This window comes from Agromyces lapidis, from assembly GCF_009749405.1.
GTDB lineage: Bacteria > Actinomycetota > Actinomycetes > Actinomycetales > Microbacteriaceae > Agromyces > Agromyces lapidis.
This window is the reverse complement of record NZ_WBIQ01000005.1, coordinates 184,087-208,974: the sequence shown is the minus strand read 5'-3', so window position 1 is coordinate 208,974 and position 24,888 is coordinate 184,087. Positions and strand designations below refer to the sequence as shown.

Genomic DNA, 24,888 nt, shown 5'->3' with positions numbered 1-24,888 from the left:
ATCGCAACCTGTTCGGTCGCACTTCTGACCGTGGCGCTGACTGCCGGATGCGCACAGCGAACGACCGATGGCGAGCAGACGATGACTCCAGAGCATTCCAAACAGGCACTCGTCGATCTCATGGCCTCGACGCGGGCGGTCATGGGGCTCGACGAGGCCGGCTGGGACGCTGCGTACGAGCTCGAGCCGGACCCCTGCAGCCTCTCGAACGACGAAGCGGGCGTTAACTTCGTCGACGCCCGGTACTGGGCCGGCGAGACCGACCCAGACCCGGCGGAGCTCGTCGACAAGGTGCGCGCCCACTGGGAATCGGCGGGGCTCGTCACCGACGTCGATGATCGCTCGAAGTCGGGAGACACGCTGATCTGGCTCACCGGGCGTGGCGGTCCTGTGGAAGGGATGGAGATGACGATCATCCCGGGTCAGGTCGCCCTCGACGGCGAGAGCGTCTGCGTCGTCGGCGAGTACTAGCGACTCGCGACGTGCCGCGAGCGCCCCTCCTCGGCCCGACGCTCGGATCACTTCTCGACCGCCGGCGGACCGCCCGCTATCGTGAGCGCATGCCGACCACCGCTGGTACCGGGATGCCCCTGCGCGACTACCGCGTCCACCGCTACGTCAACGCGTTCTGCCCGCGGTGCCACGAGGAGGACCCCGAGCGGCCGCTCGCCGAGGTCGCTCGGCTGTCGGGTTGGCTGGCGATCCGCGACGACCGCGTCTGGCTCGAGCGGGGCTGCCCGACGCATGGGCTCGTGAGCACGATGTACGACGAGTCGCCCGAGATCCTGAGCTACCTCGAGGAGTGGACGGCGCCGACGAAGGTGCACACGCCCGACCTGGCCGGCAACTTCAAGCCCGTGCCGTCGGCCTATGAAGACGGACTGCCCGAGATGCAGACGCAGCACACGTGCATCCTGCTCGAGGACCTCACCGACCACTGCAACCTGCGCTGCCCGACGTGCTTCGCCGAGTCGGGCCCCGCGGCGACCGCGGTCGCGCCGCTCGCCGAGGTGCTCGCCTCGGTCGACGCGAAGCTCGCGCGCGAGAACGACCGCATCGACGTGCTCATGCTCTCGGGCGGCGAGCCGACCCTCTACCCGTGGCTCGAGCAGCTGCTCGACCACCTCGTCGCGCGGCCGGTCGTGCGCATCCTGCTCAACTCGAACGGCCTGCGCATCGCGCAGGACGACGCCCTCGTCGCCACGCTCAAGAAGCACCGCGAGCGCGTCGAGGTCTACCTGCAGTTCGACGGCGAGAGCGCCGAGGCGTCCGCCTATCACCGTGGTGCCGACATCCGCCGCTTCAAGGACCGCGCGCTCGAGCGCCTGTCGGAGGCGGGCGTGTTCACGACCCTCACCATGACCGCCGCCCTCGGCGTCAACGACGGCGAGATCGGTGCGGTGATCCGCCGGGCGATGACGACGCCGTACGTGGGCGGCGTAACGATCCAGCCCGTGTTCGGCTCGGGCCGCTCGGCCGGGATCGACCCGAACGACCGGCTCACCCACACGGGCGTGCTCGCGCGGCTCGAGGCGCAGACCGGCGGCGAGGTCACCTGGCGCGACCTCACCGCACTGCCCTGCAGCCACCCGCACTGCTGCTCGGTCGGCTACCTGCTGCAGGACGACTCGGGCACGTGGAACTCGCTCACCGCGCTCGTCGGCCACGACCGCCTGAAGCAGTTCCTCGACCTCAACCCCGACCTCATCGCGAACCGAATCGCCGACAGCAACATCAACCAGGCCCTGAAAGACAGCGTGAAGCAGTCGCTGCTCGACCTGCTCAGCGAGCAGTCGTCGCTGTCGCACCCGTCGATCGGGTCGTTGTGGAAGGACATCTGCACCGGCTGCGACCTCGGCATCGGCACGCTCACCCAGCTTGCGACCTCGGCGCTGCCGGGCCAGCACAAGCGGCTGCGGCGGTTCCTCGGCGAACGCGTCAAGCGCATCACCGTGAAGCCCTTCATGGACATCAACACGATGATCGAGGAGCGCCTCACCCAGTGCTGCGTTCACGTCGCGACCGTCAACGCCGAGACCTCGGCGCACCAGTGCGCCCCGTTCTGCGCCGTGCAGGCGTGGGCGCCCCTCGGGCGCACGCGCATCTCGACGGCGACGGGTTCGGCTGGGGCATCCGCCGCTCGTGACGGGGCGGCAGGCGGCGCCGGCGCGGCCGGCGGTCGCCGCCGGCTGCCCGTGACGGTGGCGTGAGCCGAGGGCAGAGGGCAGAGGGCATGACGGGCGAGGGGACGGGCGCATGAGCAGCGCGGGCGACGAGTTCGGCACCTGGGATGCCTCCGGCCTGAACCGCTTCGACGAGGCGGTCGGTGCGCCGCCCACGGCCGCGCCCTACGACCCGCTGCGGCTGTGCGTCTTCGCGACGATCGCCCTCATCACCTGCGTCTTCGGCCCGATCGCGCTCGCCGTCTTCGCGGGCATCGCGATCGCCGGGTATGCGAAGGCCCGCAGGGCGGGCCTGCTGCGCTCGAAGTGCAAGCTCGGCGACACCCGCAACGTGCTCGCCTACCTCATCGTGCTCGAGGTGCTCGCGCTCGTCGCCGTGCCGTTCTGGGTGATGCTCTGGGCCGGCGTCTGGAGCTGATGCCGTGTATCCGACGTTGCAGGATCTCCTCGGCTGGGGCCCGCCGATCGACACGCACTCGGCGTTCGTCGGGTTCGCGATGCTCGCCGCCGGTCTCGTCTTCGTCGTCGAGTCGCGCCGCCGCGGCCAGACCGACGCCCGCGTCGCGGCGCTCGTGCTCGGCGCGCTCGCCGGGGCGGCGATCTTCTCTCGGCTCGGCACCTGGGCGCAGCACCTCGATCCCTCGCAGAACCTCGACCTCGTGACCCAGCTCACGCGCGGCAACGCCTCGGTGCTGAGCGCCCTCGTCGGCGCGTGGCTCGGCGTGCACGTCGCGAAGCGCATCGTGAAGTATCCGCTGCGCACGGGCGACCTGTTCGCCCCGGCGGTCGCGCTCGCCATGGCGATCGGCCGGTTCGGATGCCTCTTCACCGAGCTGCCCGGAACCCCGACCGGTGCCGGCTGGGGCATCGTGCTCGACGAGGCGGCGGCCGCGCGGGTCGGCGGCCCGGCCGGGGTGCCGCTGCATCCGAGCTTCGTCTACGAGATCGTCTTCCAGGCGGCCGCGTTCATCGCCCTGTGGTTCTGGTTGCGACATCGGCCGATCGCCGCAGGCGAGACGCTCACGATCTACATCGCCGCGTACGCGATCTTCCGGTTCTTCGTGGAGTTCGTGCGCGGCAACGAGGTCGCGTGGATGGGCCTGACCCGCCCGCAGATGTTCCTGTTGGTCACGATCCCGCTGCTCGTCGCCCGCCTCGCCTGGAAGGCGTCGCGCGGCCGGCTCGCCGCACAACCGGAGAGGATGAACGTCGATGGTGCCAGAACCTGATCAGCCCGACGCGCCCGAGGGGGAGCCCGAGCAGCCGACGTCGCAGCCGCCGACCGAGCCGACCCCGCCGGCGCCGCCCGCTGCGACCCCGCCGGCGCCGCCCGCTGCGACCCCGCCTCCCGACGTGCCGCCGCCCCCGCCGGTGCCGCCGGTGTACGGCCCGCCCGCGGTGCCGGCCGCGCCGCAAGGGCCGCCGGCCTACGGCGCACCGGGAGCGCCTCCCGCCTACGGCGCGCCGGGAACGCCGGGTGCGCCGGACGCCGGGGCGGCGAAGCCGGGGCTCAGCACCGGCGCCGGCATCGGCATCGGGGTCGGCATCGGCTGCGGCGCGCACGTGGTCGCGTTCGTGCTCATGCTCGCGACCGTGTTCGCGATGTCGACGACCGGCCCGAACGTGCTCGGCCTCGTCTGGCCGTTCGTGCTCGTCGCGCTCGCCGCGATCGTCATGCTCTTCTTCCCGAAGACGCGTGGCGTCGCGATCGGCATGCTCATCGTGGCCGCGGCGGCCTGGATCGTGGTGCTCGGACCCTGCATCGGCATGCTCGGCGTGTGACCGGCGTTCCCGTCAGCCCGCCGCGATCGCATGCTCGACCGCGGCGTCGTACCGGTCGAGCACGATCTCGACGAGCTCGGCCGGCGCCGCGGCATCGGGCACGAGCAGCGGCTCGGTGACGAGGTCGGCGCCGGCCGCCTCGGCGAGATCCTGGAAGTAGCCGGGCGCGAGCAGGTAGCTCGCGACGACGACGCGCGAGCCCGGGGCATCCGCTCTCGCCTGCGCGATCGCGTCGGGAAGCAGAGGCTCGGCCGCCGAGAGGAACCCGATCCGGATCTCGCGCCCCGTCGCCGCGGCGAGGCGATCGCGCATGTCGTGGCAGTCGCGCACCGCACGTGCGTCGCTCGATCCGGCGACCGAGAGCACGACGGTGTCGTCGGCGCGCGTGCCCGCCTCGGCGAGCCGGCGCGCGAGCACCGTCGCCAGACGATCGTCGGGTCCCAGGGCGCCCGCGAGCACGACCTGCCGGTCGCCGGTGGCCTCGACGGCCTCGGTGAGGTCGACGTGCACGTGGTACCCGGCCGAGAGCAGCAGCGGCACCACGACCCCGGGCTCGCCGGGCGGGAGCGACCCGAGCGATGCGGGCACGTCGGGCTGTTCGACGTCGACGTGCCCGAGGCGTGCGTTCGGCGTCGCATCCGGATGCCTCGTCGCGAGCGCCGTGGTCACCGCCTCGTGCAGCCCGCGCACCGCCAGTCGCCCTTCGGGCGAGGAGGTGCCGTGCGAGATGCCGACCAGGGCGGGAACGAGCGTCGTCATCGCACCATCGTCGCAAACCGTGCCTCCGAAGTCGCGCCGCATGTCGCCGTGCGACCCGCGGCCAGGCCGCGGCTCGGCCGCGCGCTTCGATCGCGGTGCTCGTGCACCTCGCCCTGGGCGTGGCGTTCCCCGTGCCGACTGCCGGGGCGTCCCTTTGGAGAACGTGTGGTCATGTGGTCATGTGGCCGCCCGCTGCGGAGGAGGAACACCCGGGCGGACTCGGATCTCAGATGCCGACCAGGGCGGGAAGGAGCGTCGCCGTCGCCTCGTCGTCGCAGACACCGGGCTGCATCGGCGCCGTGCGTCGTCGTGCGACCGCTAGCCTGCTCGCATGGCGACGATCCTGTTCTGCCCCGTGACCTTCAACCTCGCCGAGACGACTCGCATGATCCAGGTCGCGCGGGCACTCGACCCGGCGCACCGGGTCGTGTTCCAGGGCTATGAGACCGACTTCGTCGACCTCATCCGCGACGCGGGGTTCGAATACCTCGCCGGCGAGCCCGCCTGGAGCCGTGCCGAGCGCGACCAGGCGATCGCCTTCGACCAGGGGCACTCGTTCCGGAGCCCGTTCACCCGAGAGCTCGTCGGCGCGCGGGTGGAGCTCGAGCGACGTACGATCCGTGAGCTCGGTGCGGCGGCCGTCGTGACCGGGTCGAACCTCACCTCGTTCATCTCGGCGAGGGCCGAAGGCGTGCCGCTGTTCTACCCGGTGCCGTTCCCCCTCACCCGCCCGCAGGTCGCGCAGACGAAGCGGATGGGCTTCGTGACCGGCGCCGGGCGACTGGCACGGGCCGCCGACCGGGTGGCGACCGCCGCGTTCCGGTGGATCTACAACTCCGCCCCGCTCGCGCCGCGGGCGTTCACGAGCGTCGCGAAGGCGAACGGCGTGCCGCCGCTGCGCACCGTCTCGTCGCTGCTCACCGCCGACCGCAACCTCATCACCGAGATGCCGTGGGAGATGGACGGCTTCGAACTGCCCCGGGACTTCGAACTCGTCGGCCCGATCTTCGCGCACCTCGACGCGCCCATGCCCGCGATCGTCGCAGAGCTCGCCGCCGCGCCCGAGCCGCTCGTCTACCTCGGGCTCGGGTCGTCGGCCGACCGCAGGCTCGCGCTCGCCGCGGCCGAGGCGCTCGGCGGCCTGCCGGTCAACGTCGTCGCGCCGATCGGCCACTACCTCGAAGCCGGCGATCGCGTGCCGGCGAACGTGCACGTGACCCCGCTGCTGCCGGCGCACGAGCTGGGCGGACTCGTCGACGCCGCAGTGCTGCACGGCGGCCAGGGCACTGTGCAGACCGCGTGCGCGACGGGCGTGCCGTTCGTCGGCATGGGCCTCCAGCCCGAGCAGACCTGGCACGTGCGCAGTTGCGAGCGTCGCGGCAACGCGATCGCCGTACCGCCGAAGCACGTGGGTCGGCCCGAGTTCACGGCCGCGGTGCGGCGCGTGCTCGACGACCCGGCGATCCGCATCGCGGCCGACGAGGTGCGCGAGGCGTACCGCGGCGCCGACGGTGCGGCCGCCACTGCACGGCTGATCGAGCAGGCGGTCGTCGCGGGCGGGTGACCGCCCGAACCCGTCAGCGCCTCAGTCGCGCAGGTTCTCGAGCACGAGCGCCAGCGAGGTGTCGCCGCACGGCACGAGCGCCCCGCCACCCGGCAGCGCCGTGGCATCCGCCGGTGCACCGCCTTCGCGCTCGCGCAGCGGCGCGAGCGCCTCGCCGAGCCCGTCGAGGCGGAGCAGCGCGCCGGTGGCGCGGTGCGAGTCGGTCGAGGTGACGATGCGGCCCGACGCGTTCACCAGGGTGCACGGATACCCCGACTCGCGCACGACCGGCAGCAGCTCGCGTTCGAGACTCGCGACGTACAGGTCGGTGCCGACGACGCCGGCCATCTCGCCCGCGGCGCGCACGGGGGTGGTGATGGTCACCGTGTAGTCGTCGGTGCAGAGGTAGTCGACGTAGGGGCCGGTGAGGTGACGGGTGCCGGTGCGGGCGGGCACCCGCCACCACTCGAGCACCGTGTAGTCGCGGAACTGCTCGGCGTCGGGGTCGCTCACCGCATCGAGCCGGCGCAGGCCCTGCCCTTCGCCGGCACCGAAGGTGTTCGCGCCGCTGAGCCACCACGCGAGGTGCCAGGGCGCGTCGGCCAGGTAGCCCGGCGCGGCGACGAACCCGGCACCCGTGATGAGGCTGCCGGGAGCCTCGAGTGCGGGGCCGACGAGTTGGGCGATGCGCGGGTCGAGCCGAGCGGCGCTGGGTGTCGCGACGGCCAGGAGCTCGGCTTCGATGCGGTCGCGCCAGCGATCGATCATCGTGAAGACGGGATCGATGGTCGAGGCGATGCGCGCAGCGATCTGCAGCGCGGAGACGTCGACGGTGACGGTCATGGCCTCGGTCCTTTCTGTGGGGGAGGTGGAACGGGAGCAGGGGACGGGGGACTGGAGAACGGGACTGAGGAGAAGGAGGGGCGTCGAGCGTCGGGGGAGGGTGGTCGAACGCGGTGCCGCCGGATCGCCGTCGCTACGGCAGGGGAGCCGGGGTCTCGAGGCGGACCTTCTCGTCGATGAGCCACTCGACGGCCGATTCGATGTGGGCGGTCGTGGCCCGGCGCGCGTCGGCGGGATCGACCGAGCGGATCGCCTGGATCACATCGAGCCTCGTCTTCCTGCTGCGGTCACGATACGCCTGTTCGCGCATGCACAGCCAGAGCAACGGCCCGGCCTCGGCTTGCAGTCGCAACTCCTCGTGCACGAGGCGGGGCGACTGGCTGACCGCGGCGATCTCGAGCTGGAACCGCCCGATCGCGCGCCGGGCGCCGCCAGCAGACATGAGGTCGGCTCGGGCGTCGATGTCGGCGAGGCTCGCGAGGTCGTCGTCGCTGGCCCGGTCGGCGGCGACCTCGGCCGCCATGCCGGCGATCGCGGCGTAGTGCAGCGAGAGATCGCGCAGTTCGATGCGGCTCAGCGCGCGCACCCGTTCGTCGAGCATCCGCACCGCGGCATCGCGGTCGTGCGTCACGAAGCTGCCGCCGTCGCGGCCGCGTCGGGTGAGCACGAGCCCCTTGTCGCGCAGTGCGACGAGGGCCTCGCGCGCGGTGACGACGGCGACGCCGAGGCGCTTGGCGAGCTCGGATTCGCTCGGCAGCCGCTCGCCGTCGCGGAGCACGCCGGCGACGATCGCATCGGTCAGCCGCTGCTCGACGAGCTCGGCGCGGCCCGCGCCGTCGAGCGGTGAGAACACGACGGCGTGGGTGGCATCGGCGCGGCTGGTGGCCTGCGGCATCCGACCTCCTGTGCACGTGTCGCTTCGGATCTGTGACATGACCGTAACACGGGGGTCTGGACATTTACATCTGGAGTCATATGATTTGGAACTGACGAACATCTGGAACCAGATGTTTGAACGTCGTCAGCATCGAAGGAGATGTCATGACCCAAGCGCAGCCGGCGATCCGGCTCACCGGGCTCACGAAGGAGTTCGGCGCCGTCACCGCCGTCGACCACGTCGACCTCGAGATCGCCGCGGGCGAGTTCTTCTCGATGCTCGGCCCCTCGGGCTCGGGCAAGACCACGGTGCTGCGACTCATCGCCGGATTCGAGCAGCCGACGGGCGGCGTCATCGAGCTCTTCGGCGAGGATGTCACGAAGCGCGCCCCGTTCGACCGCGACGTGAACACGGTGTTCCAGGACTACGCGCTGTTCCCGCACATGAGCGTGCTCGACAACGTGGCCTACGGCCTGCGGGTGCGCGGCCTCGGCAAGAAGGAGCGCAACGAGCGGGCCCGCCGCGCGCTCGCGAGCGTGCGGCTCGAGCAGATGGCCGACCGCAAGCCCTCGCAGCTCTCGGGCGGCCAGCGCCAGCGCGTCGCGCTCGCCCGCGCCACCGTCGTGCAGCCGAAGGTGCTCCTCCTCGACGAGCCGCTCGGCGCCCTCGACCTGAAGCTCCGCGAGCAGATGCAGGTCGAGCTCAAGCAGATCCAGCGCGAGCTCGGCATCACCTTCATCTTCGTCACGCACGACCAGGAGGAGGCGCTCACCCTCTCGGACCGCATCGCCGTCTTCAACGCCGGCCGCATCGAGCAGCTCGGCACGCCGGCCGAGCTCTACGAGCGGCCCGTCTCGCGCTTCGTCGCCGACTTCGTCGGCACCTCGAACCTCTTCGACCCCGAGCACTCGCTCGCGCTGCTCGAGCGCGAGGGCCACCACTCGCTGCGCCCCGAGAAGATGACGGTCAGCGCCGAGGTGCAGCACGGCGACGGCGTGCGGAACGCCGCCGGCACCGTCGTCGAGGCGATCTACCTCGGCAGCGGCGTGCGGCTCGTCGTCGACCTCGACGCCGGCCCCCGCGTGAGCGTCCTCGAGCAGAACGTCCGCGGCCGGGTGCACGACGACGAGCACGGCGACCGGGTCGTCGTCTCGTGGCACGACGGCGACGTCGTCGCGGTCGACGGCACCGCCGTCGGCCCCCAGAACCCGACGCCGACCGCCTCGATCGGCGCCATGCTCCCCGGCACGGCCGGTTGAGGCATCCCGAACTGCACCACCAAGAGAAACAGGAGAGAACCATGATGCGAATGCGGAACGCGCGACGAGGCGCGACCGTCGGACTCGCGATCGCCTCGGTCGCGCTGCTCACCGCCTGCGGCACCTCGGGCGGCGGAGGCGGCGGCGACACGAGCGGCGACGCCGCGACCGAGCTCGGCGAGACCGAGGGCCAGATCTCGATCCTGGCGTGGCCCGGCTACGTGGAGGACGGCTCGAACGACCCGAACGTCGACTGGGTCACGCCCTTCGAGGAGGAGACCGGCTGCGAGGTCACCACCAAGACCTTCGGCACCTCGGACGAGGCCCTCAACCTCATGAAGACGGGCGACTACGACGTGGTCTCGGCCTCGGGCGACGCCTCGCTCCGGCTCGTCGCGGGCGGCGACGTCGCCCCCGTCAACACCGACCTCCTCGAGAACTACGACGGGATCTACGACTTCCTCAAGGACCGCGACTGGAACACCGTCGACGGGGTCAACTACGGCGTGCCGCACGGCTACGGCGCCAACCTGCTGATGTACAGCACCGACGTGTTCACCGCCGAGCCCACCTCGTGGGACGTCGTGTTCGACAAGTCGGGCGACTACGCGGGCAAGGTCACCGCGTACGACTCGCCGATCTACATCGCCGACGCCGCGATGTACCTCATGGCGCACCAGCCCGACCTCGGCATCGAGAACCCCTACTCGCTCGACGAGGAGCAGCTCGCGGCCGCCGTCGACCTCCTCAAGCAGCAGCGCGAGAACGTCGGCGAGTACTGGTCGGACTACCTGAAGGAGATCCAGGCGTTCCAGACCGGCGACTCGGTCGTCGGCACGAGCTGGCAGGTCATCCAGAACGTGCTCGAGTCCGAGGGCGCCGCGACCGCGGTCACCCTGCCCGAGGAGGGCGCCACCGGATGGTCGGACACCTGGATGATCTCGTCGCAGGCGAAGAACCCGAACTGCGCTTACGCGTGGCTCGACTACATCGCGAGCCCCGAGGCGAACGCCGCCGCCACCGCGTACTTCGGCGAGGCGCCCTCGAGCGACGCCGCGTGCGACTTCCGCGACGACTGCGAGGCCTACCACGCGGGCGACGAGGACTACGCGTCGCAGATCTGGTACTGGACCACGCCGATCGAGGACTGCATCGACGGGCGCACCGACGTGCAGTGCACCGACTACGCGGCCTGGACCGCGGCCTGGCAGGAGATCAAGGGCTGACGCAGCCCGACCGACGGGGCGGCCCGACTGCCGGGCCGCCCCACCCTCCGTACGAGACGACAGGACACGCATGACGACGAACACCCGGGTCACCGCGCCCGCACCGGCGCGCCCATCGGTCCCGCGCCCGCGGCGGACCCCCGCGCGCGCGGCCTCCGTCTTCCTCAGCACCCACCCGCGCACGCGCCTCGCCCTGCTGCTCAGCGCCCCGCTGTTCTGGCTCGGCATCGTCTACATCGTGGCGCTCGTGCTGCTGCTCGTCACCGCGTTCTGGTCGGTCGACAGCTTCACGGGCGACATCACGACCGAGTTCACGCTCGACAACATCATCGAGGTGCTGACGGGCTCGCTGTACCAGACGGTCACGGTGCGCACGGTCGGCGTGGCCCTCGCCGTCACGCTCATCGACGTCGCCCTCGCGCTGCCGATCGCCTTCTTCATGGCGAAGGTCGCCACGCCGCGCATGCGGCGGGTGCTGCTCATCATGGTGCTGACGCCGCTGTGGGCCAGCTACCTCGTCAAGGCGTACGCGTGGCGCTCGGTGCTCTCGCAGGACGGGATCCTCGAGTGGCTCGTCGCGCCGTTCGGCGGCGAGACCATCGGCTACGGCCTCCCGGCGACGATCATCACCCTGTCGTACCTCTGGCTGCCGTACGTGATCCTGCCCATCTACGCCGGGCTCGAGCGCGTGCCCGACTCCCTGCTCGAGGCCTCCTCCGACCTCGGTGGACGCACCTGGCCCACCCTCAGGCACGTGGTGTTCCCGCTCGTGCTGCCGGCGATCATCGCGGGCACGATCTTCAGCTTCTCGCTCTCGCTCGGCGACTACATCACGGTCAACATCGTCGGCGGTGCGAGCCAGATGCTCGGAAACCTCGTCTACACGAACGTCGGCGCGGCGAACAACCTCCCGCTCGCGTCGGCCATCGCGCTCATCCCGATCGTGATCATCTTCGGCTACCTCTTCCTCGTGCGTCGCACCGGCGCCCTCGACAACCTCTAAGGGGCGAACGCATGCGACTGTCGCGGCCTTTCCGCATCACCCTCGGCGTCATCACCACGGTCATCCTGGTGGTCGTCTACGTGCCCCTCCTCGTCGTGCTCGTGAACTCGTTCTCGACGTCGACCTCGCTCACGTGGCCGCCGCCGGGCTTCACGCTCGAGTGGTGGGGCAAGGCGTTCCAGAGCGCCGGCGCCCTCGACGCGGTCGGCACGAGCATCGTCGTCGCGCTCGTCGCGACGGCCGTCTCGCTCGTGCTCGGCACGCTCATCTCGCTCGCGCTCCAGCGGTTCGAGTTCTTCGGACGCGAGGCGATCAGCCTGCTCGTGATCCTGCCGATCGCCCTGCCCGGCATCATCACCGGTATCGCGCTCAACAACTTCTTCCGCACGATCATGGGGGTGCCGCTCTCGATCTGGACGGTCGTGATCGCCCACGCGACGTTCTGCATCGTGACCGTCTTCAACAACGTGATCGCGCGGCTGCGCCGCCTCGGCCTCAACCTCGAGGAGGCGTCGGCCGACCTCGGCGCCGGCGTCTGGACGACGTTCCGGCTCGTCACCTTCCCGCAGCTGCGCTCGGCGCTGCTCGCGGGCGGCCTGCTCGCGTTCGCATTGAGCTTCGATGAGATCATCGTGACGACGTTCACCGCCGGATCGGGGGTGACGACGCTGCCGATCTTCATCCTGAACAACATGTTCCGGCCGAACCAGGCGCCGATCGTCTCGGTGATCGCGGTCGTGCTCGTGCTCGTCTCGATCATCCCGATCTACATCGCCCAGCGGCTCTCGGGGGAGGAGCAGCGGCGCTGAGGCATCCGTCGGTACCGACTCAGGGGGTCGGAAGCTGCTCAGGACGAGCAGGGGGAACGCGTCCTGAGCAGCTTCCGATCACCTGATACGCATCGGATGCCAGGCCGCGAAACCGCCTCCTCGTCGGTCAGAAGCTCGTGACGAGGTCGCCCAGCACGGCCGTGAGCTTCGTCGGGTCGGTCGCGTCGTAGAACTGCGCGCCCGTGGCCGTCGAGATCTCGCGGAGGGTCTTGGTGTCGGCGTTGGCGCCGTACGCGAGCGTGAAGACGAGCACGGGGGTGTCGTCGCGCAGCCGCTCGAGGCCCGCGAGCATCTGCTTCTTCGAGGTCGGGCTCGGCCCGAGCGTCTCGTTCTTGCCGTCGCTCAGGAGCACGATCGCGTTGATGCGCTCAGGGTCCCAGTCTTCGCCGCGCTGCTTCGCGAACGTCTCGATCGCCGTGTACAGGGGCGTGAACTCGACGGGTTGGAGAGCGCCGAGCGCGTCGAGGAACTTCGTGCGGTCGGTTCGTGCATCGGCGACGGGGCTCACGAGACCAGGGGTGACCGGCCCGTCGTCGACGGCGCTGAACGCGGCGAGGCCGATGTTGTCGCCCTTCGAGAAGTGGCCGAGCGCCTTCTCTATCGCCTGCTTGGCCGCGGCGAGCTTGGTCTCGCCGGTCGGGATCTTCTCCTCCATGGAGCCCGATACGTCGACGAGGAACAGTACCTGGGCGCGCTTGCGCACGTCGGGGAAAGTGCTGTCGATCGCGGCGAGCACCTCGCGGCCCGGGAAGGGGAGAGCGCCCGACGGACGCTGGGGCAGGCGCCCGACCTCGCTGACGATGGGATCGAGCGCACCGTTCAGGTCGTGGTGGCCGGAAGCGCGCACGATCTGCTGGCCCTGCTTCGTGCCCGCGAACTGCAGGAGGTCGCGTGCCGCCTCCTTCTCGGCTGCGTCGACCCACGGGCCGTTGAGCACGGTGAGGGGGTTGTCAGCGACGTAGTACCCGTCGCTCGGATAGATCGGCACGAGCTGCTCGCCGGGCGGGGTCGATTCGGCGCGGCTCACGCCGTCGGAGCTCGTGATGCCGCGGTTGTAGTCCCAGACCGTCTTCTCGTCGACGATGACCGCCGAGAGGAAGTCGGCGATCGAACCCTGCTTCTCGGACGCGCGAGCCTGGGCGAGGAAGCGTTCGGGCGTGGCCATGTAGTGGCTGGTGGCGAGCTCGTCCTGCCGGACGGCGTTCGTCACCTCGGTGTCATGGATCTGGCTCGTGGTGAGCTCGGCCAGACTCCCCGCTTCGGCGCCGAATTCGGCGAGCATGGCGGCCTGGCCCGAGCTCGCCATGAGCGGGCTCGTCTTGCCGAGCTTGAAGGTGCCCCACTCGGGGTGGTCCATCCAGCTCCAGGTGGCCTCGTCACGTGCGGCGTTGAACACGTCGTTCCAGCTCGGGGGCGTCTCGCTCCAGCCGATCGCGTCGGCGAGCGGCTGGGGCATCGCGAGCACGATCGCCGAGGAGCCGATGCTCGTGCCCTCGGTGGGCACGTTCTCGGCCCCGCCCGCGTCTTGCGCGACGGCGAGCCAGGAGCTCGCATCGGGCAGCCAGACGGTCGGCTTGTCGTCGGCGGCGACGCCGGGGAAGCCGCCCGCCGCGTCGGTCGCGGCCGTGCCCGAGACCGCCTTCGTCGCGACGGCGTCGACGCAGCGTCCTTCGACGCTGCGCGGCTGCGCGTTGTAGCCGTCGACGAGGCGGGTCGCCAGCTCGGCGTTCTCGTACGACGAGAGCACGTTGAGCGAGATGCACGGCTTCTTGCCGTCGTGGGCCGACGGGTGGTCGGAGGGGAAGATGCCGGGCTCCGCGGTCATCGAGGCGGTCGGCGTCGAACCGACCGCACCGCCCTGGCCGGTGAGCACGACCGCGGTCGCGACGCCGCCGCCGAGCAGCACCATCACGACGGAGGCGGCGGCGATCACCCACACCCGGCGCCGTCGATGCCGCCGATGCGATCGATCGCGGCGCGGCGTGCCGTCGGCGCTCACGGCCGGCGACCTCGCGCACCGTGCAGCGGTGCGGGGCCGGTTCGGGGGCGCGCCCATGCCGGACGGGGGGCCGGCGTCGGCGTGCAGATGACGAATGCTTCGGGCATCATGCGTCCTGGGGTGGTAGGGGGTCAGGCGATACTATCCTGCGGCGGCCCATGAGCCAACGGGTATTCTCAGCGGCTCCCCTGGCGTGGTCGAGATCAGGTCACCGGCAGGGGCCCTGGTGGTCGGCGAAGCGCTGCGGATGGGCGCACGGGGCGCCGTGGCCGAGGTCGCCGCGGGCAGGGCGGTGGTGGTGCTCGTGTCGAGGGTGCTGGTGGTGCTCGTGCGGGTGACCGTTGAAGTCGCGGTGCCCGTGCCCGCGGTGCCCGTGCCCGTGGTGCCCGTGCTCGTGCCCGTGCTCGTGGTGCCCGTGTCCGTGCCCGTGCTCGTGCCCGCGACCGCGGTGCTTCTCGCCGCGGCGGTGGTGCCGGGGCATCCGCTCGCCCTCGGACCAGCCGAGTTCGCGGGCGATCGCCTCGAGGGAGTCGAGGGTGGTCTGGAAGTCCTCGGGCGTCACGGAGCCCGCGACACGCGAGCGCAGCGCGGTGACGCGCTCGAGGAGCGCAGCGTACGACGCCTCGCCCTCCTCGGTGAGGCGCGGTGCGTCGGGCTCGTCCGTGACCCAGCCGCGCTCGACCAGGGGTGCGAGGCGGTCGGGGTGCGCGGCGATCTTGTCGCGCAGGCGCGCGTCGTCGACGGTGCCGGCGATGACGTTGAGCCGTCGCCAGTCGCGTCGGGTGATGCCTTCGTCGGCGAAGAGCTCGAGCATGGCGTCGTCGAGCTTGCGGTCGACGACGCGGAGCCAGTAGCCGATGGGGCGCTGGGCGGGGGTGGGGTGCTGCGTGTTCTCAGGGGAGGTCATGGTGGTTCCTTTCGTGACGCGACGCGCGTCGGGGTCGGCGGCTCTGGCGGCGCGCCGGTGCTGCGAGTTCCTCCGCGCCGATGGAGCGGGCGGTCGGAGACTCCGGTCGATTGCATGTCGCATGACATGTATATGTACAATGACATACATGAATGACGGCCGTCAAGTCCCTCCCGGCGAACACCCAGCTGCGGGCGACCCCGAGGCATCCGACCCGGTCGCCGCCGTCGAGGCGGCGCTCGTCGCGATGCGACGCGACGCGGGTCGCCGCCGGCTGCAGCGCCGCGGCGAGCGCGGCGGGCCGCACCACGGGCACGGCCCGCACGGCGACCACCACGGGCACCACGACCACGCGCACGAGCACGAAGCGGATGCCGCGGGCCGGCCTCATCGCCGAGGCCGAGGCGGTCCGGGGCTCGCGCAAGCGGCGCGCTTCCGGCTGCTCGACGCGCTCGAGGCGGCGCCGCAGCCGCCGTCGGTCGGGCAGCTCGCCGAGGCGATCGGCGTCGACCAGCCTCGCGCGAGCCGGCTCGTGCAGGCCGCCGTCGAGGCGGGGCACGCCCGCCGCGAGATCGACCCGGCCGACGCGCGCCGCAGCGCGATCGTGCTCACCGCAGCCGGCCGGCGCGTGCTCGCCGGCGCCCGCGACACCCGCCGCGGCGCCGTCGAGACCGCGCTCGCCGGGTTCAGCCCCGAGGAGTCCGCCGAGTTCGCCCGGCTGCTCACCCGCTTCGTCGCCGCCTGGCCGCGCGACTGATCACGTGGGCAGCGGGCCGGGCGCCGCTCAGCGCTGCGCTTCGGGCACCTTCACGTAGAGCATGAGCACGAAGCCCGCCGCGATCACGAGCACGATGCCGAGCACACCCCAGTAGGTCGCGCCGAACAGCGCGATGAAGAGGGCCCAGAGCATCGGCGAGAGGAAGCTCGCCGCGCGCCCCGTCGTCGCGTAGAGGCCGAAGATCTCGCTCTCGCGGCCGGCGGGCGTGACCCGGGCGAGGAACGACCGCGACGCCGCCTGCGCAGGCCCCACGAACAGGGTGAGCACGAGGCCGAAGATCCAGAAGACGAGCTTGCCCGAGTCGTGCAGGAAGAAGACCAGCATTCCGGCCACGATCAGGCCGCCGAGCGCGGTGAGGATGACGGCGCGCGGACCGAACCGGTCGTCGAAGCGGCCTGCGACGATCGTCGAGACACCCGCGAGCAGGTTCGCCGCGATGCCGAAGATCATGACCTCGTTCGAGCTGAAATGGAACGCGACCGCGGCGATCACCGCGCCGAAGGCGAACACGCCAGCGAGTCCGTCGCGGAACACCGCGCTCGCAAGCAGGAACCAGAACGTCGGACGCGAGTCGCGCCAGAGCGCCGTGATGTCCTTCGCGAGCACGACGTAGCTGCGCCAGAACGAGACCCGCTCGCCGCGCGGTGCGGGCGGCGCCTCGGGTACGTAGACGAGCACGGGCCACGCGAAGATCACGGTCCAGATGGCGCAGCCGACCGCGATCACCCGGAAGGCGAGACCGTTGTCGGTCGGCATGCCCCACCAGTCGAAGCTCGTCGCCACGACCACGAGCACGAGCGCCACGATGCCGCCGATGTAGCCGAGGCCCCAGCCGAGGCCCGACACCTTGCCGACCGTCTTCGGGGTCGAGACCTGCACGAGCATCGCGTTGTAGTTGACGCCCGCGATCTCGCTGAAGACCGTGCCCGCCGCGATGAGCGAGATGCCGAGCACGAAGTACGCGGGCGAGCCCTCGACGAAGAACAGCGCGAGCATGCACGCGACGAGCGCGGCGGTCGCGCCGCCGAGCCAGACCTTGCGGCGGCCCGCGACGTCGGCGCGCTGGCCGAGCACGGGCGCGAGCACGGCGATGAGGATGCCGGCGATCGTGATCGCCCAACCGAGGCTCGAGGCGAGCTCGGCGAGTCCGCGTTCGTAGGCGGGATCGTCCTCGCCGAGCGCAGCGACCGCCGGATCGAGGAAGGTGCCGCTCGTGAGGTAGATCGCGGTGAAGACGAAGGTGAGGATCACCGAGTTGAACGGCTGCGTCGCCCAGTCCCAGAGCGCCCACGAGACGACCTGGCGGCGCGGCACCTTGCGCCCCTCCTGCCGCTGCAGCCCCATCACGCGGATGGCGCCGCTGTCGGCGGTGGCGGGCGGAACGCTGACGGCGCCGTACGCGTCGTTCGCGCCGTGCTCGGTCGGGTCGGTCATGGGGGCAGTCTCCCGGCATCCGGTGAACGGGTGGTGACGACGCGCACCGGGGGCCGATCCGCGTCGATCGAGTTGCACACTACCGCGCCGCAGGGCGGCGAGGCATCCACGACGTCGCCTCGCTCGCCCGCGCGCCGCCGGCGCTCACATCGCGACCATGCCGACGAGCTCGCCGAACAGCTCTTCGGGGTCGCACTCGAGCCGCTGCCGCGTGAACCACGAGCACACGTTGACGCAGTCGCGGTGCAACAGGTCGAAGCCCTGCGGGTTCGAGACGAGGTCGACGACCTGGGGCAGATCGATCGCGACCACCCGCCCCTCGTGCACGAGCAGGTTGTACGGCGAGAGGTCGCCATGCGCGAGCCCCGCCGCGGCGAGCGTGTGCATGAAGCCGACGATCTGGTGGAACAGCTCGCGCAGTTCGTCGGGCGTCGCCCGCACCTGCGCGAGCCGGGGCGCTGCGACGCGGCCGTCGCCGATGAACTCCATGAGCACCTCGGTGCCGCCGACCTGCACCGGATACGGCACGGCCGCGCCGAGTTCGGTGAGCCGCGACAGCGCCTCGAACTCGGCGTACGCCCACTGCACCCGCGCGACCTCGCGGCCGAAGGTCGTGCCCTTCGCGAGGGCGCGCGCGTCGCGGCTGCGACGGGTGCCTCGGCCCTCGGTGTAGACGGTCGAGCGGTGGAAGTCGCTGTGCTCGGTGCCGCGGTACCGTTTGGCCGCGAGCAGCACCGAGTTGCCGGCGACCTGCGGGTCGGCGCCCGGCACGGCGCGTTCGATGAGCGAGAGGTCGGCTTCCTTGCCGGTCTTCACGATGCCGAGCTCGGTGTCGATCGCCGCGGCCGAGGTCACGAGCCAGTCGGGTCGCGGCGCCGGGCCGCGCTCGGAGGGAGTGGTCGCCGGCCAGGTCGACCAGCGTTGGCCCTCGCCGGGTTCCGCGTCGAGGAAGGCGAGGTCGCCCGCGTCGAAGCGCGGGGTCGTGAGGGGCGTGGATGCGTCGCGTGCGGTGACGATCGAGCGCACGACAGCGGATTCGTCGAGTGACGAGATGAGATGCAAGGTGGTTTCTCCGAAGATTGCGGAGGCCACCGGGCCGCGACTAGCGGCTGAGGGCCTCGCAGGATGAAGGGATGTCGAGGTGCATGACGAAGACAGCCATGGTCGTCTCCTCTCCTTCAGCCGGACGCTCCGGACCCGATTCCGCGCGATGCACGCGGCTTGGGAAGTCTAGGGCGCGCGGCGGCCGACGTCCAGACCCGATTCTCAGGGCAGGGATGCCTCGAGGTACAGCCGCTGCGACGCGATCTCCTGCTCGTAGGGTGCGCGATCGGCGAGTCGCTCGACCGTGAACCCCGCCGCCTCGGCTGCTTCGGCGAGCTCTGCGGCGGTGACCTCGGCCCAGTACACGGCGATGCCGGAGCCGAGCGGGTCGGCGACCACGCCGTCGGCATCGCCCTCCTTCGCCACGACGAGCAGGCGGCCGCCCGGGTTCAGCGCGGCGGCCCATGCGGCGAACGTTCCCGGCAGCAGCGCCTTCGGCTGGTCGTGCAGCGAGTAGTTCGAGACGATCCCGTCGAACGGACCGCCGAGGGCGTCGAGGTCGAGCGCGCGCTGGTCGCCGAGCTCGAATCGCAGCCCGGGCCGTTCCCGACGGGCGAGCTCGATGCACCGCGGTGAGAGGTCGAGGCCGGTGACGTCGAGCCCGTGCGCGTCGAGCGCGGCCGCGACGTGCCCGCACGGCCCGCACCCGACGTCGAGCACGCGCGCGCCCTCGCCGAGGCGGCGGGCGAAGTCGGCGAGCAGCGCGAGGTCGTGCGGTTTGCCCTCGAGCTCGTCGCGGAACAGCTCGAGGTAGTGGTCGGCGCGCGCGTCCCACGAGCGCACGACGTCGGCGGCGCTGCCGGGCTCGGGTGCGGTGGCGGGCACGGAAGCGCGGGTCATCCCGTCATCGTAGGTCCGGCGGCCGAGGCGACTACGGCAGCCGCCAGGTCGCCGGCGGCTTGACCTGGTCGAAGAGCCAGATCTCGAAGAAGTCGTCGAGGTCTTCGCCCGAGACCTCCTCGTAGACGGCCTGGAAATCGTCGGCGGTCGCCGCGGAGTCGTCGTAGCGCTCGAGCCAGAGCCGGGCGCCCGCGAAGAACGCCTCGTCGCCGACCTCGACGCGGAGCGCGTGCAGGGTGCCGGCGCCGCGGTTGTAGACCTGCGTGGCGAACAGCCCGAGCGGCCCCGGGTCGCCGATCTGCAGCTGCCAGTACGAGGCCGCCCGCGGGGTGTCGTACCAGGTGTTGTAGCTCTGCTGCGCGGTGGCGCCGCCGTTCTGCTCGGTCCACATCCAGGTCGCGTACGTCGCCCAGCCCTCGTTGAGCCAGATGTCCTGCCAGCGCTCGGGGCTCACGGCATCGCCGAACCACTGATGCGCCAGCTCGTGCGCGACGGTTCCCTGACCGGCCTGGCTGGAGTACACCGGACGGGTCTGGGTCTCGAGGGCGTAGCCGACGGAGTCGTCGTCGACGATCGAGCCGAACGCAGTGAACGGGTACGGTCCGAAGCGGCTCTCGAAGAAGTCGATCATCGCGGCCTGCCGGGCGAGGCTCGCGTTGGTCGTGGCGAGACGGGCGGGCGAGAGGTTTCGATCGACCGCGTCGATGATGGGCACCCCGCTCGCCGAGAAGGTCGCCTCGCGGAGCTCGAAGTCGCCGACCGAGGCGGTCGTGAGGTAGCTGGCCTGCTGGTCGGGCGCATCCCAGTACCAGGTGGTCAGGCCGTCGGCCGTCTCCTCTGGCCTCGGCTGTATTCCGTTGGCGACGGCGACCTTGCCCTCGGGCACGGTGATCGCGAAGCTGTAGCTCGCCTTGTCGGTCTGGTGGTCGCTGACGGGATACCAGGTCATCGAGCCGTCGGGCTCGCTGGCGACGATCGCGCCATCGCGCGTCGTCACCCATCCGTACAGCGCCGCCTCGATGTCCTCGGGTCGCGTCGTGACACCGCCGTACTCGATCACCACCTGCGCGTGCTGGCCCGCCTTGAGCTTCGGCCGGGGCTGCACCGTGAGCTCCCAGACGCGCGCCTCGTCGTCCTGCACGTGCCAGTACGCGGCACCGTCGACGGCGGCACCGGGTGCGGGCGGCGCGACGGCGGCCGCGCGCTTGCCGTTCACGGTGAGGGACTCGACCTCCATGCCGCGGAGGTCGAGGTTGAAGCGGTCGAGGTCCTGGGTCGCGACGAGGTCGATCGTCGCGGTGCCGTGCAGCTCGCCCTCGAGGGGTGCGGGCTCGGGCTCGGGCGGGGTGTAGTCGAGGTCGAGGTCGTAGTGCCGCACGTCGTAGCCGCCGTTGCCCGCGAACGGGAAGTACGCGTCGCCGGCGCCGGTGGCGCCCGCCGTGTACCGGGGCCCCGGCCCCTTCGGGGCTGCGGCGGCGCCGATCGCGCCGAGACCGCCGAACGCCAGTGCCGCGACGGTCGCGCCGCCGAGCAGTCGTGCCCGCATCCTGTTCACGAGTTCTCCGTCATCGTCCGGCCTGCGTACGTGCTGAACTCTAGACGCGCGCGCTCACCGCCGGTAGACCCGAGCAGGAGGCGCGCCGGGCGTGCGGAGTAGGGTCGCACCATGCGGGACGTGGTCATCGCCGAGGCATCCACCGTCGTGCTCGTCGAGGGCGAGAGCGACCGCCTCGCCCTCGAGGCGCTCGCCGTGCGCCTCGGCGCCGACCTCGCGGCGGCCGACGTCGCCGTCGTCCCGATGCACGGCGTGACCAACCTGCACCACCACCTCGCCGCGCTCGCGGCAGAGGCGCAGACCGGGCCCGCGGGCCGTCCGCACCGCCGCGTGCTCGGCCTCTTCGATGCGGCCGAGACCGCGTACGTGCGCCGCGCCGTCGACGGCGCCGGGCTCGGAGGCACGGGCGCACCGCTCGACGAACGCGGGTTCTACTCGTGCGAGCCCGACCTCGAGGGCGAGTTGATCCGCGCGCTCGGTCCCGCCCGGGTCGAGGAGCTGCTCGCCGACCAGGGCGAACTGGCGCGGTTCCGAACCTTCCAACGGCAGCCGTTCCAGCGCGGGCGCGCGCTCGACGCGCAACTCCACCGCTTCATGGGCACCCACGCGGGTCGCAAGGCGCAGTTCGCGCCGATCCTCGTCGGCGCGCTCGAGGAGGCGCGCATCCCGGCCGCGATGGCGACCCTCGTCGTCGCGGCGGTCGGGGTCGCGCCGCCCGGGCCTACCGCACCATGAAGTAAGCGAGCGCCGCGAGCCCGATCACGACGATCACGGTTCGGTACGCCGTCTGCGGGATGTACCGGCCGTAGCGACCGCCGAGCGCCCCGCCGACGAACGCACCGACCGCGATCGCGAGCGCTGCGAGCCAGGCGACCTCGGTGACGGCGACGAACACGATCGCGGCGACGAGGTTCGCGGTCGCGGCCATCGCGTTCTTGTACGCGTTCGCACGAACGAGCGATCCGGCCATCGTGATCGAGAGCAGCGCCAGCAGCAGCACGCCCTGCGCCGCCCCGAAGTAGCCGCCGTAGACGGCCGTGAGCCCGGCGACCGCCATCGTCGCGACGGGATGGTCGTGGTGCTCGGCCTGGCCGTGCAGCCGGGTCGTCCACCGCTTGATCCGCGGTCCGAAGACGACGAGCAGCAGCGCCAGCACGATGAGCGCCGGCACGATCATGTCGAACGCCTCACTCGGCAGCTGCAGCAGCAGGAGTGCGCCGGTCACGCCGCCCACCGCGGAGAAGCACAGGAAGACGCCGAGGCGGCGCCACTCGCCGCGGAACTCGGAACGCCCCGCGAACGTGGCGACGAGCGAGGCGGGCAGCACGCCCACGTTGTTCGTGACGTTCGCAAGCACGGGCGGGTAGCCGAACGCGAGCAGGATCGGGAAGGTCACGAGCGAACCCGACCCGACCACCGAGTTGATGCCGCCGGCGACGATGCCGCCGAGCACGAGGGCGGCGAACTCGAGCGGGTTCATCGGGCGGTCACGGTGATTCGGCGCATCCGACGATTCAATCAGGCCGGATGCCTCCGGCCGCGCCGTGTGACGTCCGAGCGTGCGCCGGCCCGGCTCACTCGCTCTCGTCGGGCGAGGCGATCCAGCCCGCGAAGACGGGCGCACCGACGTAGACGATCGCGTCGTCGGTCTTGACGACGACGGGGCTCAGGCCGGTGCCGGGGTCGACCGGCCCCGTGTATGCACCGGGGACGGGGTCGTCGGTCAAGGTGTAGCCCGCCGCGGTGAGCGCGACCTCCCATTCGGGCCAGGTGGCGTCGTCGACGGTCAGTCGCGCGACATCCAGCGAGAGGTCGGTCGCCTCTTTGCCCCAGCGGCAGCCGAGTGCGCCGGCGTCGAGCATCGCGCCCATGAACTCGGTGTGCGCGATCGGATCGCGGGGTGTGAGCCCGTCGCTCTCGAGCTGCGCGTACGCCTCGGGGGCGAGGACGGTGTCGCAGGTGACGGCGACGGAGGTCGGTGCCGGGGAGTCGGTCGGTGTCGCGCTCGCCGAGGTCGTCGGCGCCGCAGTGGGCGCGGCGGTGGGCTCCGCCGAGCCGTCGGGTGCGCCTGCAGCGGTGCAGGCGCTCAGCCCGGCCACGACGAGCAGGGAGGCGGCGGCGACGATGAGGCTCTGCAGGGAAGCACGCATGCGCCGGAGTCTATGCGTCGACCGGAGTCGCCTGCATCGGGGAGCGCCCTGATGCGCATCGCCTCATGGCCGACTCACGTGGTCGCCCGGTCGAACTCGCGGCCATGCACCTCGGTCGGGGTGATCCGCACCCAGCGATCCTTCGACTCGGGCGCCCACGGGGTGATGCCGAGGGCCTCGGCGGCCTCGATCTCGCGCTCGTGGTCGAACTCCTCGGCGGTGCCCTTGACGACGACGCTGAACGCCTCGGTGTCGCTGAACCCGTCGATCTGGAAGGCCACGCCGTGCCGGATCGTGAGCTCGAGCAGCTTCGTGCCCGCCGCGGTGCGGAACACGATGACCGGCCCGCCCGGTCCGCTCGTGTCGACGACGTGGTTCACGGCGAAGATGTCGACCTCGCCGCCGGCGGCCATCGCGATGCGTCCGTACGGTGCACGAGCGAGCCGCTCCCAGCAGTCCGCCTCGGTGAGCGATCGTGTCGGAGTACGGTCCTCTTCGGTCTCGTCCATGCCTCGATTCTCCTCGCTTCGCCGGAAGTCGGGAAGGGGCGCGGCTCAGCCGAGGTCGATCGGCCGGAACCCTGCATCGTCGAGCGTGCCGACCGGCGCCGCGATCGCGCCGTATCGACTGCGCACACCGAGGGCCGAGGCATCCGGGTTCGCGTACAGGTACGCCGCGACCACCCGGTACTCGGCGAGGCGCCCGTCGGGGACGCGGCTCTCGCGGATCGGTTCGCCCCCGAGCAGCGCCGCCGCCAGCGCGGTCCAGTAGGTGCCGATCCCGCGGAACGCGCGCGCAGGGCGCTGGGGCTCGGCATCGGCCAGGAGGAGGTCGTGGCTCGTCGACGCGCACGCGATCGCGAGCCGGCGCCCGAGCTCGGAGAACTCGCCGAAGCCGTCGACGAGCGCCTCGTACCTGTGCCAGCCGGCGGCGCGCACGACGCTGCGCAGCTCGCGGCCCGCGCCGGTCACGATGCCGAACGGCACGTCGAGCGCGGCGGTCACGATCTGGTCGAGGGTGCGGGAGTCGCCGTCGTACTGGATGAACCGGCCGATGTAGCCGCGCTCGCCGCCGCCGTCGCCGCGGGTGGCCGGGCCGGCCGTGCGCGCCTCCTCCACCTGCAGGCGGATCTGGTCGAGGTTGCCGTCGGCCTGCTCGAGGAGCGCCGCAGACAGGGCGAAGAGGCGGTCGACCTCGCGGGGGAGTTGACGCGCGGACTTGTAGCGGAAGTCGTGCTCGAGCTCGGACCAGGTGTCGGACAGGGCGGTGCGCAGCTGCACCTCGACCAGCGGTGCATCGATCTCGGCGTCGCCGGAGCCGGCGTCTCCGGCAGGGTCGGCAGCACCGCCGCCCGAGTCGGACGAACCGGGGATCTGTCCGACGAACTGCACCGACCGGTAGCCGAACGCATCGATCGGGAGCAGCTCGGACTTGTCGACCCAGGAGTCGTCGTCGACGATGAGCGCCTCGCGGACGACCTGCTCCATGGCGGCGAGGTCGCCTTCGAAGTGCGCGATCACGCGAACGCCCAGGATGTCGCGCACCTCCCGGTCGGGCGCGCGGCGCACCTTGCGCTCGAACGATTCGCGGGACTTCACCCGCGCGGTGACCTGGAAGTACCGGAAACCGGCCGCGTCGAGGCGGCGCGCGAAGTCGGCCTCGATGCGACTGCGCAGGCGACGGTACCGTCGCAGCTCGCGGTCGTACCGGGCGAGCTCGGCGGCGACGAGTCGTTCGTCCTGGTCGCGTGCGTCCACACCGGCAGGTTAGTGGAATACTGAACGCCAGCCGTGAGTTGAGTCAAGTGCACTCAAGT

General features: G+C 71.5%; 25 protein-coding genes. 12 read left to right on the top strand and 13 right to left on the bottom strand.

What is annotated here, in order from left to right; translation table 11 throughout:
- The first annotated feature begins 81 nt into the window (after window positions 1-81).
- From GQQ93_RS07915 to GQQ93_RS07895, 5 genes are all read left to right on the top strand, one after another.
- Window positions 82-471: a hypothetical protein gene (locus tag GQQ93_RS07915; protein ID WP_157423696.1), complete on the top strand. Its 390-nt coding sequence runs from the start codon at window positions 82-84 to the stop codon at window positions 469-471.
- An 89-nt stretch (window positions 472-560) separates the two neighbouring features.
- Complete coding sequence (locus tag GQQ93_RS07910; protein WP_246192183.1) at window positions 561-2,210, top strand: radical SAM protein; 1,650 nt, start codon at window positions 561-563, stop codon at window positions 2,208-2,210.
- Window positions 2,211-2,256: 46 nt separating this feature from the next.
- Entirely contained in the window at window positions 2,257-2,601 is a 345-nt protein-coding gene (locus GQQ93_RS07905; protein ID WP_212277282.1) for a hypothetical protein, read from the top strand.
- Between the two features lie 4 nt (window positions 2,602-2,605).
- The gene (locus tag GQQ93_RS07900; RefSeq protein ID WP_157423695.1) at window positions 2,606-3,412 is read left to right on the top strand and encodes a prolipoprotein diacylglyceryl transferase; all 807 of its coding nucleotides are present in this window, start codon (window positions 2,606-2,608) and stop codon (window positions 3,410-3,412) included.
- Window positions 3,396-3,965: a hypothetical protein gene (locus GQQ93_RS07895; RefSeq protein ID WP_157423694.1), complete on the top strand. Its 570-nt coding sequence runs from the start codon at window positions 3,396-3,398 to the stop codon at window positions 3,963-3,965. Before GQQ93_RS07900 ends, GQQ93_RS07895 begins: the two co-directional genes overlap by 17 nt.
- Window positions 3,966-3,977: 12 nt before the next feature.
- Here the strand turns inward: GQQ93_RS07895 and GQQ93_RS07890 are convergent, their stop codons facing one another.
- Complete coding sequence (locus GQQ93_RS07890; RefSeq protein WP_157423693.1) at window positions 3,978-4,724, bottom strand: sirohydrochlorin chelatase; 747 nt, start codon at window positions 4,722-4,724, stop codon at window positions 3,978-3,980.
- Window positions 4,725-5,055: 331 nt separating this feature from the next.
- Between GQQ93_RS07890 and GQQ93_RS07885 the strand changes: the two genes are divergently transcribed.
- Window positions 5,056-6,288: a glycosyltransferase gene (locus tag GQQ93_RS07885; protein WP_157423692.1), complete on the top strand. Its 1,233-nt coding sequence runs from the start codon at window positions 5,056-5,058 to the stop codon at window positions 6,286-6,288.
- 21 nt (window positions 6,289-6,309) lie between these two features.
- Here the strand turns inward: GQQ93_RS07885 and GQQ93_RS07880 are convergent, their stop codons facing one another.
- Together GQQ93_RS07880 and GQQ93_RS07875 are read right to left on the bottom strand one after the other, a co-directional pair.
- A complete protein-coding gene (locus tag GQQ93_RS07880) occupies window positions 6,310-7,110 on the bottom strand; it encodes a cache domain-containing protein (protein WP_157423691.1) in 801 nt (266 codons plus the stop codon).
- A gap of 133 nt (window positions 7,111-7,243) precedes the next feature.
- Window positions 7,244-8,005 (bottom strand): FadR/GntR family transcriptional regulator, encoded by a 762-nt coding sequence (locus tag GQQ93_RS07875; RefSeq protein WP_170296153.1) that lies wholly within the window; start codon window positions 8,003-8,005, stop codon window positions 7,244-7,246.
- A 146-nt stretch (window positions 8,006-8,151) separates the two neighbouring features.
- Between GQQ93_RS07875 and GQQ93_RS07870 the strand changes: the two genes are divergently transcribed.
- From GQQ93_RS07870 to GQQ93_RS07855, 4 genes are all read left to right on the top strand, one after another.
- Window positions 8,152-9,246: an ABC transporter ATP-binding protein gene (locus tag GQQ93_RS07870; protein WP_157423689.1), complete on the top strand. Its 1,095-nt coding sequence runs from the start codon at window positions 8,152-8,154 to the stop codon at window positions 9,244-9,246.
- Window positions 9,247-9,287: 41 nt separating this feature from the next.
- The gene (locus tag GQQ93_RS07865) at window positions 9,288-10,472 is read left to right on the top strand and encodes an ABC transporter substrate-binding protein (RefSeq protein ID WP_246192182.1); all 1,185 of its coding nucleotides are present in this window, start codon (window positions 9,288-9,290) and stop codon (window positions 10,470-10,472) included.
- Window positions 10,473-10,542: 70 nt separating this feature from the next.
- Entirely contained in the window at window positions 10,543-11,475 is a 933-nt protein-coding gene (locus GQQ93_RS07860; protein ID WP_157423688.1) for an ABC transporter permease, read from the top strand.
- An 11-nt stretch (window positions 11,476-11,486) separates the two neighbouring features.
- The gene (locus tag GQQ93_RS07855; protein WP_157423687.1) at window positions 11,487-12,284 is read left to right on the top strand and encodes an ABC transporter permease; all 798 of its coding nucleotides are present in this window, start codon (window positions 11,487-11,489) and stop codon (window positions 12,282-12,284) included.
- 127 nt (window positions 12,285-12,411) lie between these two features.
- On the opposite strand, the gene GQQ93_RS07850 is transcribed toward GQQ93_RS07855, so the two are convergent.
- Together GQQ93_RS07850 and GQQ93_RS07845 are read right to left on the bottom strand one after the other, a co-directional pair.
- Window positions 12,412-14,304: a vWA domain-containing protein gene (locus tag GQQ93_RS07850; RefSeq protein ID WP_170296152.1), complete on the bottom strand. Its 1,893-nt coding sequence runs from the start codon at window positions 14,302-14,304 to the stop codon at window positions 12,412-12,414.
- Window positions 14,305-14,512: 208 nt separating this feature from the next.
- A complete protein-coding gene (locus GQQ93_RS07845) occupies window positions 14,513-15,211 on the bottom strand; it encodes a MarR family winged helix-turn-helix transcriptional regulator (RefSeq protein ID WP_157423685.1) in 699 nt (232 codons plus the stop codon).
- Window positions 15,212-15,359: 148 nt separating this feature from the next.
- Between GQQ93_RS07845 and GQQ93_RS07840 the strand changes: the two genes are divergently transcribed.
- A complete protein-coding gene (locus GQQ93_RS07840; RefSeq protein WP_157423684.1) occupies window positions 15,360-15,968 on the top strand; it encodes a MarR family winged helix-turn-helix transcriptional regulator in 609 nt (202 codons plus the stop codon).
- Window positions 15,969-15,995: 27 nt separating this feature from the next.
- Here the strand turns inward: GQQ93_RS07840 and GQQ93_RS07835 are convergent, their stop codons facing one another.
- The 4 genes from GQQ93_RS07835 to GQQ93_RS07820 all read right to left on the bottom strand — a co-directional run bounded on the left by GQQ93_RS07835 (window position 15,996) and on the right by GQQ93_RS07820 (window position 20,913).
- Entirely contained in the window at window positions 15,996-17,423 is a 1,428-nt protein-coding gene (locus GQQ93_RS07835; protein ID WP_212277281.1) for an MFS transporter, read from the bottom strand.
- A gap of 144 nt (window positions 17,424-17,567) precedes the next feature.
- A complete protein-coding gene (locus GQQ93_RS07830) occupies window positions 17,568-18,485 on the bottom strand; it encodes a serine protein kinase RIO (protein WP_246192180.1) in 918 nt (305 codons plus the stop codon).
- Between the two features lie 204 nt (window positions 18,486-18,689).
- Entirely contained in the window at window positions 18,690-19,367 is a 678-nt protein-coding gene (locus GQQ93_RS07825; protein ID WP_157423683.1) for a class I SAM-dependent methyltransferase, read from the bottom strand.
- Window positions 19,368-19,398: 31 nt separating this feature from the next.
- Window positions 19,399-20,913, bottom strand: coding sequence for a M1 family metallopeptidase (locus GQQ93_RS07820; protein ID WP_157423909.1), 1,515 nt, complete (start codon window positions 20,911-20,913; stop codon window positions 19,399-19,401).
- 120 nt (window positions 20,914-21,033) lie between these two features.
- On the opposite strand from GQQ93_RS07820, the gene GQQ93_RS07815 reads away from it, so the two are divergent.
- Window positions 21,034-21,657, top strand: coding sequence for a TOPRIM nucleotidyl transferase/hydrolase domain-containing protein (locus GQQ93_RS07815; RefSeq protein ID WP_157423682.1), 624 nt, complete (start codon window positions 21,034-21,036; stop codon window positions 21,655-21,657).
- Here GQQ93_RS07815 and GQQ93_RS07810 read toward each other — a convergent pair.
- The 4 genes from GQQ93_RS07810 to GQQ93_RS07795 form a co-directional block, all read right to left on the bottom strand.
- Window positions 21,644-22,402 (bottom strand): sulfite exporter TauE/SafE family protein, encoded by a 759-nt coding sequence (locus GQQ93_RS07810; protein WP_157423681.1) that lies wholly within the window; start codon window positions 22,400-22,402, stop codon window positions 21,644-21,646. The genes GQQ93_RS07815 and GQQ93_RS07810 overlap by 14 nt on opposite strands.
- Window positions 22,403-22,496: 94 nt before the next feature.
- A complete protein-coding gene (locus GQQ93_RS07805) occupies window positions 22,497-23,072 on the bottom strand; it encodes a hypothetical protein (protein WP_157423680.1) in 576 nt (191 codons plus the stop codon).
- A 74-nt stretch (window positions 23,073-23,146) separates the two neighbouring features.
- A complete protein-coding gene (locus GQQ93_RS07800; RefSeq protein ID WP_157423679.1) occupies window positions 23,147-23,581 on the bottom strand; it encodes a pyridoxamine 5'-phosphate oxidase family protein in 435 nt (144 codons plus the stop codon).
- A 45-nt stretch (window positions 23,582-23,626) separates the two neighbouring features.
- Window positions 23,627-24,829, bottom strand: coding sequence for a GTP pyrophosphokinase (locus GQQ93_RS07795; RefSeq protein ID WP_157423678.1), 1,203 nt, complete (start codon window positions 24,827-24,829; stop codon window positions 23,627-23,629).
- Window positions 24,830-24,888 lie beyond the last annotated feature (59 nt).

What these genes read in the sequence shown, in the direction of transcription:
- GQQ93_RS07915 (WP_157423696.1), top strand. Translation starts at nt 82, where the DNA reads ATGACTCCAGAGCATTCCAAACAGGCACTCGTCGATCTCATGGCCTCG.
- GQQ93_RS07910 (WP_246192183.1), top strand. Translation starts at nt 561, where the DNA reads ATGCCGACCACCGCTGGTACCGGGATGCCCCTGCGCGACTACCGCGTC.
- GQQ93_RS07905 (WP_212277282.1), top strand. Translation starts at nt 2,257, where the DNA reads ATGAGCAGCGCGGGCGACGAGTTCGGCACCTGGGATGCCTCCGGCCTG.
- GQQ93_RS07895 (WP_157423694.1), top strand. Translation starts at nt 3,396, where the DNA reads ATGGTGCCAGAACCTGATCAGCCCGACGCGCCCGAGGGGGAGCCCGAG.
- GQQ93_RS07890 (WP_157423693.1), bottom strand. Translation starts at nt 4,724, where the DNA reads ATGACGACGCTCGTTCCCGCCCTGGTCGGCATCTCGCACGGCACCTCC.
- GQQ93_RS07885 (WP_157423692.1), top strand. Translation starts at nt 5,056, where the DNA reads ATGGCGACGATCCTGTTCTGCCCCGTGACCTTCAACCTCGCCGAGACG.
- GQQ93_RS07880 (WP_157423691.1), bottom strand. Translation starts at nt 7,110, where the DNA reads ATGACCGTCACCGTCGACGTCTCCGCGCTGCAGATCGCTGCGCGCATC.
- GQQ93_RS07875 (WP_170296153.1), bottom strand. Translation starts at nt 8,005, where the DNA reads ATGCCGCAGGCCACCAGCCGCGCCGATGCCACCCACGCCGTCGTGTTC.
- GQQ93_RS07870 (WP_157423689.1), top strand. Translation starts at nt 8,152, where the DNA reads ATGACCCAAGCGCAGCCGGCGATCCGGCTCACCGGGCTCACGAAGGAG.
- GQQ93_RS07865 (WP_246192182.1), top strand. Translation starts at nt 9,288, where the DNA reads ATGATGCGAATGCGGAACGCGCGACGAGGCGCGACCGTCGGACTCGCG.
- GQQ93_RS07860 (WP_157423688.1), top strand. Translation starts at nt 10,543, where the DNA reads ATGACGACGAACACCCGGGTCACCGCGCCCGCACCGGCGCGCCCATCG.
- GQQ93_RS07855 (WP_157423687.1), top strand. Translation starts at nt 11,487, where the DNA reads ATGCGACTGTCGCGGCCTTTCCGCATCACCCTCGGCGTCATCACCACG.
- GQQ93_RS07845 (WP_157423685.1), bottom strand. Translation starts at nt 15,211, where the DNA reads ATGACCTCCCCTGAGAACACGCAGCACCCCACCCCCGCCCAGCGCCCC.
- GQQ93_RS07840 (WP_157423684.1), top strand. Translation starts at nt 15,360, where the DNA reads ATGAATGACGGCCGTCAAGTCCCTCCCGGCGAACACCCAGCTGCGGGC.
- GQQ93_RS07835 (WP_212277281.1), bottom strand. Translation starts at nt 17,423, where the DNA reads ATGACCGACCCGACCGAGCACGGCGCGAACGACGCGTACGGCGCCGTC.
- GQQ93_RS07825 (WP_157423683.1), bottom strand. Translation starts at nt 19,367, where the DNA reads ATGACCCGCGCTTCCGTGCCCGCCACCGCACCCGAGCCCGGCAGCGCC.
- GQQ93_RS07820 (WP_157423909.1), bottom strand. Translation starts at nt 20,913, where the DNA reads ATGCGGGCACGACTGCTCGGCGGCGCGACCGTCGCGGCACTGGCGTTC.
- GQQ93_RS07815 (WP_157423682.1), top strand. Translation starts at nt 21,034, where the DNA reads ATGCGGGACGTGGTCATCGCCGAGGCATCCACCGTCGTGCTCGTCGAG.
- GQQ93_RS07810 (WP_157423681.1), bottom strand. Translation starts at nt 22,402, where the DNA reads ATGAACCCGCTCGAGTTCGCCGCCCTCGTGCTCGGCGGCATCGTCGCC.
- GQQ93_RS07805 (WP_157423680.1), bottom strand. Translation starts at nt 23,072, where the DNA reads ATGCGTGCTTCCCTGCAGAGCCTCATCGTCGCCGCCGCCTCCCTGCTC.
- GQQ93_RS07800 (WP_157423679.1), bottom strand. Translation starts at nt 23,581, where the DNA reads ATGGACGAGACCGAAGAGGACCGTACTCCGACACGATCGCTCACCGAG.